Here is a 13,087-nt window from a genome sequence, read left to right on the forward strand (position 1 = left end):
GTTTCTTTGCTCCAAAAGATTGATGGGGTACAAGCCATGCCTGCACCCCGCTATGTAGTTACACCAGCCCCAGGCCGGTGATGACCAGGTCGATCAACTTGATACCTATGAAAGGCACTATCAGGCCGCCGACGCCGTAGATCAGCAGGTTGCGGCGCAGCAGGCTGGCGGCCGAGCCCTGCAGGCTGACCCCGCGCAGGGCCAGCGGCACCAGCGCGACGATGATCAGGGCATTGAAGATGATGGCCGACAGGATGGCGCTCTCGGGGCTGCCCAGCTGCATCAGATTCAGCACTCCCAGCTGCGGATAGGCGGCGATGAACAGGGCCGGCAGGATGGCGAAATACTTGGCCACGTCGTTGGCGATGGAGAAGGTGGTCAGGGCGCCGCGGGTCACCAGCAGCTGCTTGCCCACCAGCACCACGTCCAGCAGCTTGGTGGGGTTGGAGTCGAGATCCACCAGGTTGCCCGCCTCCTTGGCGGCCTGGGTCCCCTCGTTCATGGCCAGCCCCACATCGGCCTGGGCCAGCGCCGGTGCGTCGTTGGCGCCGTCCCCGCACATGGCGACCAGCCGGCCGTCGGCCTGCTCCTGACGGATGTAGGCCAGCTTCTTCTCCGGTGTCGCCTCGGCGATGAAGTCATCCACCCCGGCCTCGGCGGCGATGGCGGCGGCGGTTAGCGGGTTGTCACCGGTGATCATCACGGTGCGGATCCCCATGTGGCGCAGGATCTGGAAGCGGGCCTTGATGCCCGGCTTGATGATGTCCTTGAGGAACACCACTCCCAGCAGCTTCTCGTGGGTACAGACCAGCAGCGGGGTGCCGCCCTGGCGGGCGATGTTGTCCACCGATTTGAGGATGAGCTCGGGCACCGCCTTGCGATCGAGCGAGAGGTAGCGCAGCACCGCATCCACCGCCCCCTTGCGATAGTGATGGCCGTTGCGATCCAGCCCGCTCAGCCGGGTCTCGGCGCTGAAGGGGATGAGGATGTCGCTCTCCAGCTGGCTCGGTCTGGTGTGGCTCTTGCCCGCCAGGGTCAGGATGGATTTGCCCTCCGGCGTGTTGTCACCGAGCGAGGCCAGCATGGCGGCCTGGGCCAGCAGGGAGGGGTCCACGCCGGGGGCCGGGATCAGCTCGTCCGCCATCCGGTTGCCGAAGGTGATGGTGCCGGTCTTGTCCAGCAGCAGGGTGCGCACGTCGCCGGCGGCCTCCACCGCCCGGCCCGACTTGGCGATCACGTTGAGCTTCACCAGCCGGTCCATGCCGGCGATGCCGATGGCGGAGAGCAGACCGCCGATGGTGGTCGGGATCAGGGTGATGAACAGCGCCAGCAGATAGAGTCGGGGCACCTGGGTGCCGTTGTAGTCGAGGAACCAGGGCAGGGTGGCCACCACCAGCAGGAAGATCAGGGTCAGCCCCACCAGCAGGGCATCCAGCGCCATCTCGTTGGGGGTCTTCTGCCGCTTGGCTCCTTCCACCAGCGCAATCATGCGATCCAGCGTGCTTTCGCCCGGGTTGTTGCTGATGTGCACCCAGATCTGGTCGGAGACGACGGTGGTGTTGCCGGTCACGCCGCTGCGGTCGGTGCCGGACTCGCGGATGACGGGGGCGGATTCGCCGGTGATGGCCGCCTCGTTGACCGAGGCGATGCCGGCGACCACTTCGCCGTCGGCCGGGATCATCTCGCCGCTGCGCACCAGCACCAGATCGCCCTTGAGCAGGCTGGTGGCCGGTACCCATTCGCCCTTGTCATCCTGTGGGCTGGTGACCCGACGAGCCTTGAGCTGGCTCATGCCGGCCTTCAGGCTGTCGGCCCGCGCCTTGCCACGCCCCTCGGCCAGGGTCTCGGCGAAGTTGGCAAACCAGAGGGTGAGCCAGAGCCAGGCGGTCAGCTGCCAGGCCAGCGATGGGGCAACGCCGGAGAGCGGCTGCCCCAGCAGCGACTCCAGGGTCGCCATCACGGCCGCCAGCCAGAGGGTGAACAGGATGGGGCTGCCAAACAGCGCCCTGGGGTTGAAGCGATAGAGGGCTTCCACCATGGCCTGCAGGATCTGTGATTTCTGTTTCTTGCCCTTCACCTGAATGGTGTCGGTGCTCATTGAAGCGGACTTGCTCATTGGAAAGCTCCCTGCATCGAATAGTTGGTCACGCAGATCAGTCGGATGTGCAGCATCAGAAGGCACCTCCCAGCAGGCTCAGGTGTTCCGCCACCGGGCCCAGCGCCAGTACCGGCAGGAAGGAGAGACCCCCCATCAGCAGCACGGTGACGATCAGCAGGGTGATGAAGAGCGGGCCGCTGACGGGGAAGTCCCCCTCGCTTCGCTCCTGGCGCGGGGCACGGGCCAGCTGGCCGGCGATGGCCAGCACCGGAATGATGTAGCCGAAGCGGCCGAGCAGCATGGCCAGCCCGATGGCGATGCACTGCCAGCTGTCGGCTGCGGCAAAGCCGGCGAAGGCGGAGCCGTTGTTGCCGGCGGCCGAGGCGTAGGCATAGATCAGCCGTGACAGACCGTGGGGGCCGTCGTGACCGATGACGGTGGCGGAGTCCGGCATCAGCAGGGTAATACCGCCGATCACCAATACCCCGACCGGCATCACCAGCATGCTGGCGACCACCCATTTCATCTCGGTGATGCCGAGCCGCTTGCCCAGATAGGTGGGGGTGCGCCCCACCATCAGGCCGCACAGGAACACGGTCAGCAGCACGAACAGCATCATGCCGTAGATGCCGGCCCCGACGCCGCCGAACACCACTTCACCCAGCAGCATGTTGATCATGGCGACCATGCCGGCGAGCGGGGCGAAGCTGTCGTGCATGGCGTTGACCGAGCCGTTGGAGGCGGCGGTGGTGGCCACTTCCCAGATGCTGGACAGCACGGGGCCGAAGCGGCTCTCCTTGCCTTCCCAGTTGCCGGCTTCGCTGGTGAGGTGGGCGAGGGCCGGATCCGGTTTCAGCTCCTGACCGATGGCGAGGCAGAGCCCCAGCACCAGCATGATGGTCATGGCGATGAGGATGGCGCGACTGTGAGCCAGATCCTTCACGTAGCGACCCAGGGTGCAGACCATGGCGGCGGCCAGCGTCAGCAGGGCGACCATCTCCAGCCAGTTGGAGAGGGCGGTGGGGTTCTCGAACGGATGGGCCGAGTTGATGCCGAAGAAGCCGCCGCCGTTGGAGCCGAGCTGCTTGATGGCGATCTGGGAGGCGGCCGGGCCGAGCGGCAGCAGCTGCTCCTGGCCTTCCAGCGCGTGGAACGGCAGGTAGGCCGACAGGCTCTGGGGCACCCCCTGCCAGACCAGCAGCAGCGCCAGGATCAGCGCCATCGGCAGCAGCACGTAGAGACAGAAACGCACCAGATCCTGCCAGAAGTTGCCGAGGTGGGTGGTCTGCTGGCGGGCGATGCCGCGAAACAGGGCGATGGCGACGGCAGCGCCGGTGGCGGCGGAGACGAAGTTCTGGGTGGTGAGCCCCACCATCTGGCTGAAGTAGGAGAGGCTGGCTTCGCCGGAGTAGGCCTGCCAGTTGGTGTTGGTCATGAAGCTGACCGCGGTGTTGAAGGCGAGTTGCCAGTTCAGCCCGGGCAGCTGCTGCGGGTTGAGGGGCAGCAGCCCCTGCGCCAGCAGGATCAGGAACAGCAGGCCGAAGCCGGCGCCGTTGAAGGCCAGCAGGCTGAGGGCGTAGGACTTCCAGTCCTGCTCGCGCCCGTCCGTGCCGCAGCAGGCCAGGGTGGCGCGCTCAAGCGGGGCCAGCCAGCGACTCTTGCCTTCAAATACCCGATACAGGTAGTTGCCAAGCAGAGGCGCCGGCAGCAGCACCAGCAGCACGAACGCGACGGGATAGATGATCTCTTGCCACATATCCGGTTCCTCACTCATGGGTGCGCGCGAGGGCGCACAGCAGATAACCCGCGAGGGCGAGGACCAGCAGCAGATATAGCCAATTCATAACGACTCCGTTGAGGTAATTAGCGTCAGGGATCGATGCATATCCGTGTCGATCCCATAGGTCTTATTGACGCTGAAAGGGTATGTAAAACGGGCGTAAAGGCGCCATAAAGCCCGATTTGGCTGGCGTAAAATCGGCGTAAAAATGAAGGGATGGGCAGTGGGATGGGTGGGGCGCGATCAAAAAACCCGGCTTAGGCCGGGTTTGGTAGCAATTGACTGAGGCTGGTCTGATAGTGACAGGCCAGCTTCAAACATGCTTATCGCATCGTCACAAACTCTTCTGCGCTGGTCGGATGAAGAGGGAGAACGCAGTTGTCGAGACAATCCTCGAGTTTCTCCCCTCACACGGCCATCAGCGCATAGTCACAAACTCTTCCGCGCTGGTCGGATGGATGGCGACGCAGTTGTCGAAGTCCGCCTTGGTGGCGCCCATCTTCATGGCGACGCCGAAGCCTTGCAGGATCTCGTCCATCGCAAAGCCGATGCCGTGCAGGCCGACCACCTTCTCTTCCGGCCCGACACAGACCAGTTTCATCCGGGTGGGCTGGCGATGCAGGGTCAGCGCCGAGTACATGGCGGTGAACTGGCTGCGGTAGACCTTGATCTGATCTTCACCGTATTCGGCAACGGCTTCCGGCTCGGTCAGGCCGATGGTGCCGATGGGGGGGTGGCTGAACACCACGGTTGGCACCAGATCGTAGTTGAGGTGCTCGTTCGGCTTGTTGTTGAACAGCCGCTCGGAGAGGCGGCGGCCCGCCGCGACAGCCACCGGGGTGAGCTGGATGCGGCCAGTGTTGTCACCGACGGCATAGAGGTTGGCGACGGCGGTGTTCTGGAACTTGTCGGTCGGGATAAAGCCCTTCTCGTCCAACTCGATACCGGCGGCGGCCAGATTGAGGTTGTCGGTGGCCGGGACGCGGCCGATGGCCCAGATCAGGCAGTCGACGGTGAGGTGGCGACCATCTTCCAGTTGCAGGGTCAGGCTCTCATCGGCGTTCTTGACCACGGCTTTCGGAATGGCGTGGGTGTGCAGCTTGGGCCCTTCCTGCGCCATGATTTCGACCAGAGTCTCGTGGATCATGGGGTCGAAGTTGCGCAGCGGCGCATGTTTGCGCACCACCAGGTGGGTCTCGGAGCCGAGCGCCTGCATCACGCCGGCGATCTCTACCGCGATATAGCCGGCCCCTACCACGGCAACCCGCTTGGGCTGGCTCTGCAGCTCGAAGAAGCCGTCGGAGTCGATGCCCAGCTCTGCACCCGGGATGGCCGGCACTTCAGGGCGGCCGCCGGTGGCGATCAGGATGTGATCGGCGCTGTACTGCTCGCCATTCACTTCGATGGTGTTGCTGCTGACGAAGCGGGCGAAGCCCTTGATGACGGTGATCTGGTTCTTGCCCAGCACGTTCTGGTAGGACTGATGAATGCGGCCGATGTAGGCCTGGCGGGACTCGACCAGCTTGGCCCAGTTGAAGTGGTTGAGGGTGGTGTCGAAGCCGTAGTCGGCGCCATATTTCAGGGCATCGGCGATCTGGCCGGCATACCACATGGCCTTCTTCGGCACGCAGCCGACGTTGACGCAGGTTCCACCCAACTCTTTGGCTTCAATCAGGGCAACTTTCTTACCGTACATGGCAGCCCGGTTGGCCGAGGCGATGCCGCCGCTGCCGCCGCCGATGGCGATATAGTCAAAATGCTGTGCCATTGCGAGGTTCTCCGCTCATTAAGAATGCAATCACAGCATGATGGGGATAAAGCGGCTGGCTCACAAGAGCCAGCGTTCAGTTATGTTGGATCGGCAGGCGAATATGGAACTGGGCGCCGTTGTCCGGCTCGCTGACGCAGTTGATGCGACCGCGCAGCAGCTGCACCACCAGGTTGTAGATGATGTGGGTGCCGAGCCCGCTGCCGCCCTGGCCCCGCTTGGAGGTGACAAAGGGGTCGAAGATGCGCGGCAAGATCTCGGGCGGGATGCCGCGGCCGTTGTCGCTGTAGTCGATCAGCAGCTCTTCACCCTGCTGTTCCACCTTGATGGTGATCTTCTTGGGCTTGTCCCAGTTGTCGAAGCCATGGTTGATGGAGTTGAGGATCAGGTTCGAATAGATCTGGGTGAAGCTGCCGGGGAAGGAGAAGATCGACAGCTTGGGATCGCACTGGATATCCACCTCGCACTGGGCCTTCTTCAACTTGTGACCGAGGGAGACCACCACCTGGTGCAGGTTGTCGGCGAGGCTGAAGTTGTAGCGAGCCTCGGACGACTGATCCACCGCCACCTGCTTGAAGCTGGCGATGAGCTCCGAAGCGCGGCGCAGGTTGCCCTGCAGCAGCTGCATGGACTCGTCGAGGTTGACGGTAAATTCGGTGAGATAGGAGCGCGACAGCTGCTTGGAGTCGATGTGCTGCTTGAAGTCGGCCACCCGCTCCTGCAGGTAGGAGGAGGCAGTCACGCTGATGCCGATGGGGGTGTTGATCTCGTGGGCCACGCCGGCCACCAGCGAACCGAGGGAGGCCATCTTCTCCGAATCCACCAGGGTCTGCTGGGCTTGTTTCAGATCGTCGTAGGCCTTGCCCAGCTGGTCGTTGGCATCGCTCAGGCTGCGGGTACGCTCCACCACCTTGCCCTCCAGCTGTTCGTTGAGCTGGATGATCTCCCGCTCCACCTTCTTGAGGCGGGTGATGTCGTAGCCAAAGCCGATCAGATACTTGAGGTTGGGCCCCTCGTAGAAGGGGGCGAAGGTCCACTGCAGTACCAGCTCGTGGCCCTGCTGGTCATGCATGATGACCTCTTTGTCCTCGATGGAACCGTGATCGGCCAGGATGGCCGCCAGCTCATCGCGCTGGGCCTTGCTGACGAACAGATCCAGCCAGTTGTGCTGCAGTATCTCCTGCTGGTGGTAGCCAGTCAGCAGAATGGCCGCCGGGTTGATGCTGGCGATGTTGAGGTCCGGCTCCATGCAGCAGATGACCATGTTGGCCGAGTTGATCAGGGTGGCGGAGAAGTCACGCTCCTGTTGCAGCTGCTCGGCGGCCTGATGGCGCGCCGCAAATTCGTCGTTCAGCCGGGTACGCATCTGGTTGAGGGTGGCGACCAGGGTGTCGAGCTCGTCGGGTTTCTTGCGGGGCAGGGGGCGCCCCTCCAGGGTCAACTCGATGGCCAGCCGGTCCAGATTGAACTTCTGGGCATAGTTGGCGATGCGGTTGAGGTGCCGCACCACCAGGTAGTAGATGATGATCAGGATGCAGAACGAGACCACCAGGGTCTTGATGGTCTGGCTGACCATGATCAGTACCGATTTCTCGATCAGGCGCTGGTAGATCTGCTCGAGGGAGGCGGCGACGAACAGCTTGCCCACCACTTCACCCTGATAGGTGAGGTTGAACTCGCGGGAGATGTCGTAGCTTTCCCGCTCCACCCCCTGGGTCAGCAGCGGCACTTCCGAGTTGCCGAGCATCTCCTTCACCATCACGAACTGCATGTTGGGCAGGTTCATGATGCCTTCGATCTGTACCTTGACCTGCTCTTCGTCCAGGTTCCACAGACTGGCCGCGATGGGCTGGAGGAAGGAGGCCTCGATCTGGCCGATGCTGTCCTCGATCACGGCCACGTCCTTGCGGTAATCCCAGGCAAGCTGCAACACCGTAATGATCATCGCCAATACGGTACTGCACACCAGAATGTAGGAGAGCAGGCGGTATGAGAGTCCGTTACGGCCGACGGCCTTAGCGGTCTTGGAGAAGAGTCCTGACATGGCGTCCTTGCGGTCTGGATATATTGCCATTTAGTTTAACTGCTTCATGCACTTATGTCGTGTTTCGTTAGCGTGATAAAAACAAGGCCCCGAAACGGGGCCTTGTTGATTAAGAACGGTTTTTAATGACTCCCTTTCGCCTTGGGCGGAATGGATTCGTCAAACACCGGCAGCGGTTTGTGTTCGGAGGCCAGGTAGGTGTAGATCACCGGCAGCACGAACAGGGTGAACAGGGTGCCGATGGCCAGACCGGCCACGATCACGATGCCGATGCTGAAGCGCTGGGCAGCCCCGGCCCCCGTTGCATAGAGCAGCGGGATGAGACCGGCGATCATGGCGGCCGTGGTCATCAGGATGGGGCGTAGACGCACCTTGGCGGCGGCCATCACGGCCTCCATCCGGTTGCGACCGTGCAGCAGCTGCTCCTCCTTGGCCACCTCGCAGATCAGGATACCGTGCTTGGTAATCAGGCCGACCAGGGTGATCAGACCCACCTGGGAGTAGATGTTCATGGTGGCGGCACCCCAGGCCAGCGCGATCAGTGCGCCACTGATGGCCAGCGGCACGGAGACCATGATCACCAGCGGGTCGCGGGCCGACTCGAACTGGATCGCCAGCACCAGGAAGATGATGGCCAGCGCCAGGGCGAAGGTGGCGTACAGGGCGCTGCCTTCGGTCACGAACTGGCGGGCTTCACCCATGTAGTCGTAACGGTAACCTTGCGGCAGCTTCTCGCTGGCGGTGGCATCCAGCCAGGCGATGGCGTTGCCCATGGTGGTGCCCGGCATCAGCACGGCACCTATGGTGGCCGAGTTGAGCTGGTTGAAGTGGGGCAGGGCGCGCGGTTCGCCGACCACCTCGATGCTGATCAGGCTGCCGAGCGGGATGGACTGGCCATCGGCCGCCCGCACGTAGTAACCCTTGATCGACTCGGGGTTGAGGCGGTATTTGCGCTCGACCTGCGGGATCACCTCGTAGGAGCGGCCATCCAGGTCGATCCGGTTGACGTAACCGTCCGACATCATGGTGCCCAGGGTAATGCCGATGTCCTGCATGGTGATGCCGTAGGCACCCGCCTTGTCCTTGTCGATCTTGATCTTCATGGTGGCGGAGTCGTACTGCAGGTCCAGCTCGGAGTAGACGAAGCGTCCGCTCCCCTGGGCTGCGGTCAGGATCTCGCTCGCCACCTGATAGAGGCTCTCGAAGTTGTTCGGCGTGGTGATGACGAACTGGATCGGCAGGCCGCTCGAGGCACCCGGCAATTCCGGGAACTGGAAGGTGGTGATGGACATGCCGGGCACGTTCTCGACCAGCTTGCCAACCCGTTCCAGCACCTCTTTCTGGCTCGCTTCACGCTGGCTCCACGGCACCATGGAGGCGATACCGAACGCCTGGTTGGCGTTGAACACCCCGGAGAAGACCTGGGAGAAGGCCACTTCCGGCTGTTCGTCCAGCACCTTGTTCACCTGTTCCATGGTGCCCTGGATATAGTCCAGGTTGACGTTGGAGGGGGCGGTACCCAGCACGGCCATGACGCCCTTGTCTTCGTTCGGTGCCAGTTCGCTCGGAATGAACTTGAACAGCATCGGCAGGCTGGCGAAGACGATGACGGCGAACAGCACCACCACGATGCGCTTCTGCATCACTGCGTGCAGCATGGCATCGTAGCGGACCGTCATGCGATCGAGCAGATGATGCACCTTGCTCTCGAACTTGCCCGGCTCCTCGTTGGCCTTGAGCATCTTGGCGCACATCATGGGCGAGAGGGTCAGCGCTATGATGCCCGACACGAACACGGCGCCGGCCAGGGTGAGGGCAAACTCCTTGAACAGGGAGCCGGTGATGCCCCCCATCAGGGCGATCGGCGCATACACGGCGGCCAGGGTGACCGTCATGGCGATGACCGGCACGGCGATTTCACGGGTGCCTATGATGGCGGCCCGGAACGGTTCTTCCCCCTCCTTGACGTGGCGATCCACGTTCTCCAGCACCACGATGGCGTCATCCACCACCAGACCGATGGCCAGCACCATGGCCAGCAGGGTCATCAGGTTGATGGAGAAGCCGAACATCTGCATCACCATCACCACCCCGATCAGGCTGAGGGGAATGGTGATAATCGGGATGATGACCGCCCGGAACGAACCCAGGAACAGGGTGATCACCACCAGCACGATGGCGGCCGCCTCGGCGATGGTCTTGATGACTTCGCTGATCGATTCGTTGATGGCAACGGTCGAGTCATAGAGGACGTTGGCCTCCATGGTGCTCGGCATGTTGCTCTTCAGGCTCGGCAGCATCTCCAGCACGTCGTGGGCGATGTTGATCGGGTTGGCGGTCGGTGCCGCGTTGATGGCCAGTACCACGGCCTCGCGGCCGTTGGCGGTGGCGCGATAGGTGTCGTGGCTCTTCTCCAGGGTCACCTTGGCGATGTCGGCCAGGCGGATCACCTTGCCGTCACGTGTGGAGACCACCAGGCGCTCGAGCTCCTCGGTGGTGTTGACCTGGGTCTCGGCGTTGCCGTTGTAGAGGGTGAAGTAGCCGGTGGCCTGGCCGGTGGCGGACTGATAGTTGTTGCTGTTGAGCACGTTCATCACGTCCGCGGCGGTCAGGTTGAACGCCGCCATCTTGGCCGGATCCAGCCATACCCGCAGGGCGTACTTGGTACCGCCGTACATGTCGACCTTGGAGACGCCGCCGACGGTGAAGAGCTGGGGCTTGATGACCCGCTCCAGGTAGTCGGTGATCTGGCTGGCGTTGAGCTCTGGGCTGGTGAAGCCGATGTAGAGCACCGCCGTGGTGGAGCCGGTGGACATGGTGACCGAGGGGTCTTCCGACTCCTTGGGCAACTGGGAACGTACCGAGTTGACCTTGGCCAGAATGTCGGACAGGGCAGCGTTGGGATCGGTGTTGAGCTTCATGTAAGCGGTGATGGTGGAGCTGCCGAGCTGGGTGGACGACGTCATGAAGTCGATGTTGTCCGCCTGGGCGATGGCCTGTTCCAGCGGCTGGGTGATGAAGCCCTGGATCAGGTCGGCACTCGCGCCGTAATAGCTGGTGCTGACCGTGACGACCGTGTTGGTCATCTCGGGGTACTCGCGCACCTGCATCTTGAACACGGCCTGCAAGCCCAGCAACGCGATCAGAAAGCTGATCGAGATGGCCAGGATGGGCCGTTTGATGAATATGTCGGTAAAGCGCATCTGTCTCTCCGCGTTTTACAGCATGGGAGCCTGGTCAGGAACCTTCAGACCCTGATCCTGCACGATTTTTACCTTGGCGCCGTTGCTCAGGCGTACCTGGCCGGACATGACCACTTCGTCACCCGCCTTGATGCCGGAGACCACGTGGGCATCGTTGCCCTTGCGCTCGCTCACCTTGACCACCACCTGTTCGACGCGTTTCACGCCGTCCTGCTCCTTGACCAGGTAGACGTTCTCGCCGTACAGGGTGAAGGTGATGGCGGTCTGCGGCAGCACTATCTGGTCCTTCTGGGCCGGCAGCAGGATGCTGGCGCGGGCAAACATGCCGGAGCGCAGCAGGCCGTCGTTGTTGGGGATGTTCGCCTGCACCTGGATCAGGCCGCTCTGGTAGTTGACGGCCGGCTCGATGGCGCTGATGTGACCCTTGAACTGGCGGTTCGGGTAGGCATCCACGTTGATCCGGATCTCCTGATTCAGGCTGATGCGGGAGATGTCGGTCTGCGGCACGGTGAAGCGCAGGCGCATCACGCTGGTGTCTTCCAGCCGCACTATGTCGGTGCCCGGTTGCAGGTACTGACCGAGGAAGACGTTGCGCAGGCCGACCACGCCGGCAAACGGTGCGCGCACTTCGCGGCGGGCGATGGTCGATTTCAGGCTCTCGATGTCGGCCTCGAGGGAACGATAGGTCGCCTCGGCATCATCCAGCTGGTCGCGGGAGATGGAACCCTTGGTAAACAGGTTCTGGTAGCGTTCGTACTTGGCCTTGGCCGCCGGCAGCTTGGCCATGGAGGCGCGCAGGTTGGCCTTCTCGACGCTGGCGTCCAGGCTCAGCAGCAGCTGGTCCAGCTTGACGGTGGCGCCGGATTCGAAGGAGATGCTGTCGATGGTACCGGACTGCTCGGTCGACAGGGTCACCCCCTGATTGGGTTCGATGAAGCCGATCGCCTCGATGGTCGGTACCCAGTCACGGGTCTCCACCTTGTGGGTGGTGACCGGGAACTCGGGCTCCGGCATGTTGGCCATGTAGTTGGCTATCATCTTTTGCTTGAACAGGTTGAAGCCAATCACGCTGCCGAACAGGGCCAGCGCGATGAGCAACATGATGCTCATCCACTTTTTCATGAACTCTCGCTCCTGAGATATGAGTGCAATGTTTAAGGGGTCAAAATGGCTCGCCAGCTGGCCCGGATCACGGCTTCCAGCTGCTCTTGCGTCAGTTCGAATTGGTGAACCTGGCGTTGAAACGCCAGATTTGCCACACAGTCCAGGCTCAGCACCTGCAGTACCCGAACGGGCAGGTCGATAAACAGGCCCTGTTCTATCCCCCGTTCGTAGAAGCGATCCAGCGGGGCCCAGGCGGCCTGGATGACCGGGTCCTGCTCCAGCTCCGCTCCCAGCGGGGATGTTTCATACTGCAATTTGCATTTGAGCGCGTTCGGTTCGTCGACAAAGATGGCGTGGATGTTGAGCCACAGCCGCCGAAATTATTCGAACGATACCTCCTCTGTCTGCACGCCTTCCATGACCAGGGGATGACACTGGAGGATGGTGTGCCGATAGAGTTGACGGATGAGGTCATCCTTGTCGCTGAAATAGCGATAGATGGTGCCTGCCGCCACTCTGGCTTTCTTGGCCACCACGGCAATGGAGAGGCCGTGGAAACCCTGTTCGCCGAGTACTTCATGAGCCGCATCGAAAATGCGTTCTTTCTTGTTCATGATTGGATGATCACAACGACTGAATGAACGTTCATTCATTCTAGGGAGGCTTTGAGGCAAGTCAAGTTTTGCCCATCATCGGATTGCTATGTGGGGGGAGCCAAAAGTAGCGGAGCTGGGCTGGATCCAGCCTGAATGAAACAAAAACGCTTAAAAAAAGCCAGAAACGATGGAAAAACAAGCGGTTGATTCTGAGGGATAAAAAAATAGTAGACAAGGTGGGTCCCCATCATTAATATTGCGCCCCGTTCGACAGCGTAGCGCCCGTAGCTCAGCTGGATAGAGCGCTGCCCTCCGGAGGCAGAGGTCACAGGTTCGAATCCTGTCGGGCGCACCATCAAAAGTGCGCCGGTTAAGCGGGCGAGTTGAAGAACGAAAACAGCTGTGGTGGCTGTAGCTCAGTTGGTAGAGTCCCGGATTGTGATTCCGGTTGTCGTGGGTTCGAGCCCCATCAGCCACCCCATTTTACAGCTTGT

At 62.0% G+C, this 13,087-nt stretch carries 6 protein-coding genes, 2 tRNA genes and 1 pseudogene; 2 read left to right on the top strand and 7 right to left on the bottom strand.

What is annotated here, in order from left to right; all coding sequences use genetic code 11:
* Nucleotides 1–58 precede the first annotated feature (58 nt).
* The 7 genes and pseudogenes from kdpB to ACPW75_RS21005 form a co-directional block, all read right to left on the bottom strand.
* Nucleotides 59–2,116: a potassium-transporting ATPase subunit KdpB gene (gene kdpB, locus ACPW75_RS20975; RefSeq protein WP_024946250.1), complete on the bottom strand. Its 2,058-nt coding sequence runs from the start codon at nucleotides 2,114–2,116 to the stop codon at nucleotides 59–61.
* 55 nt (nucleotides 2,117–2,171) lie between these two features.
* A complete protein-coding gene (gene kdpA, locus ACPW75_RS20980) occupies nucleotides 2,172–3,854 on the bottom strand; it encodes a potassium-transporting ATPase subunit KdpA (RefSeq protein ID WP_041216162.1) in 1,683 nt (560 codons plus the stop codon).
* A gap of 442 nt (nucleotides 3,855–4,296) precedes the next feature.
* On the bottom strand, nucleotides 4,297–5,646 hold the full coding sequence (gene gorA / locus ACPW75_RS20985; RefSeq protein WP_190283821.1) for a glutathione-disulfide reductase: 1,350 nt from the start codon (nucleotides 5,644–5,646) through the stop codon (nucleotides 4,297–4,299).
* Between the two features lie 76 nt (nucleotides 5,647–5,722).
* Nucleotides 5,723–7,690: an ATP-binding protein gene (locus ACPW75_RS20990; RefSeq protein ID WP_275115643.1), complete on the bottom strand. Its 1,968-nt coding sequence runs from the start codon at nucleotides 7,688–7,690 to the stop codon at nucleotides 5,723–5,725.
* A gap of 122 nt (nucleotides 7,691–7,812) precedes the next feature.
* On the bottom strand, nucleotides 7,813–10,893 hold the full coding sequence (locus tag ACPW75_RS20995; RefSeq protein ID WP_077097160.1) for a multidrug efflux RND transporter permease subunit: 3,081 nt from the start codon (nucleotides 10,891–10,893) through the stop codon (nucleotides 7,813–7,815).
* 15 nt (nucleotides 10,894–10,908) lie between these two features.
* Nucleotides 10,909–12,015 carry an efflux RND transporter periplasmic adaptor subunit gene (locus tag ACPW75_RS21000; protein WP_005307097.1) on the bottom strand — a complete coding sequence of 369 codons (1,107 nt, stop codon included), beginning with the start codon at nucleotides 12,013–12,015 and terminating at the stop codon, nucleotides 10,909–10,911.
* Nucleotides 12,016–12,047: 32 nt separating this feature from the next.
* Nucleotides 12,048–12,611 (bottom strand): annotated as a pseudogene (locus tag ACPW75_RS21005) (TetR/AcrR family transcriptional regulator).
* Nucleotides 12,612–12,871: 260 nt separating this feature from the next.
* Here ACPW75_RS21005 and ACPW75_RS21010 point away from each other — a divergent pair.
* Together ACPW75_RS21010 and ACPW75_RS21015 are read left to right on the top strand one after the other, a co-directional pair.
* Nucleotides 12,872–12,948, top strand: a tRNA-Arg gene (locus ACPW75_RS21010).
* Nucleotides 12,949–12,998: 50 nt separating this feature from the next.
* Nucleotides 12,999–13,074 (top strand) — tRNA-His (locus ACPW75_RS21015).
* Nucleotides 13,075–13,087 lie beyond the last annotated feature (13 nt).

The organism is Aeromonas sp. FL131 (assembly GCF_049860615.1).
Taxonomy (GTDB): domain Bacteria; phylum Pseudomonadota; class Gammaproteobacteria; order Enterobacterales; family Aeromonadaceae; genus Aeromonas; species Aeromonas hydrophila.

What these genes read in the sequence shown, in the direction of transcription:
- ACPW75_RS20990 (WP_275115643.1), bottom strand. Translation starts at nt 7,690, where the DNA reads ATGTCAGGACTCTTCTCCAAGACCGCTAAGGCCGTCGGCCGTAACGGA.
- ACPW75_RS20995 (WP_077097160.1), bottom strand. Translation starts at nt 10,893, where the DNA reads ATGCGCTTTACCGACATATTCATCAAACGGCCCATCCTGGCCATCTCG.
- kdpB (WP_024946250.1), bottom strand. Translation starts at nt 2,116, where the DNA reads ATGAGCAAGTCCGCTTCAATGAGCACCGACACCATTCAGGTGAAGGGC.
- ACPW75_RS21000 (WP_005307097.1), bottom strand. Translation starts at nt 12,015, where the DNA reads ATGAAAAAGTGGATGAGCATCATGTTGCTCATCGCGCTGGCCCTGTTC.
- kdpA (WP_041216162.1), bottom strand. Translation starts at nt 3,854, where the DNA reads ATGTGGCAAGAGATCATCTATCCCGTCGCGTTCGTGCTGCTGGTGCTG.
- gorA (WP_190283821.1), bottom strand. Translation starts at nt 5,646, where the DNA reads ATGGCACAGCATTTTGACTATATCGCCATCGGCGGCGGCAGCGGCGGC.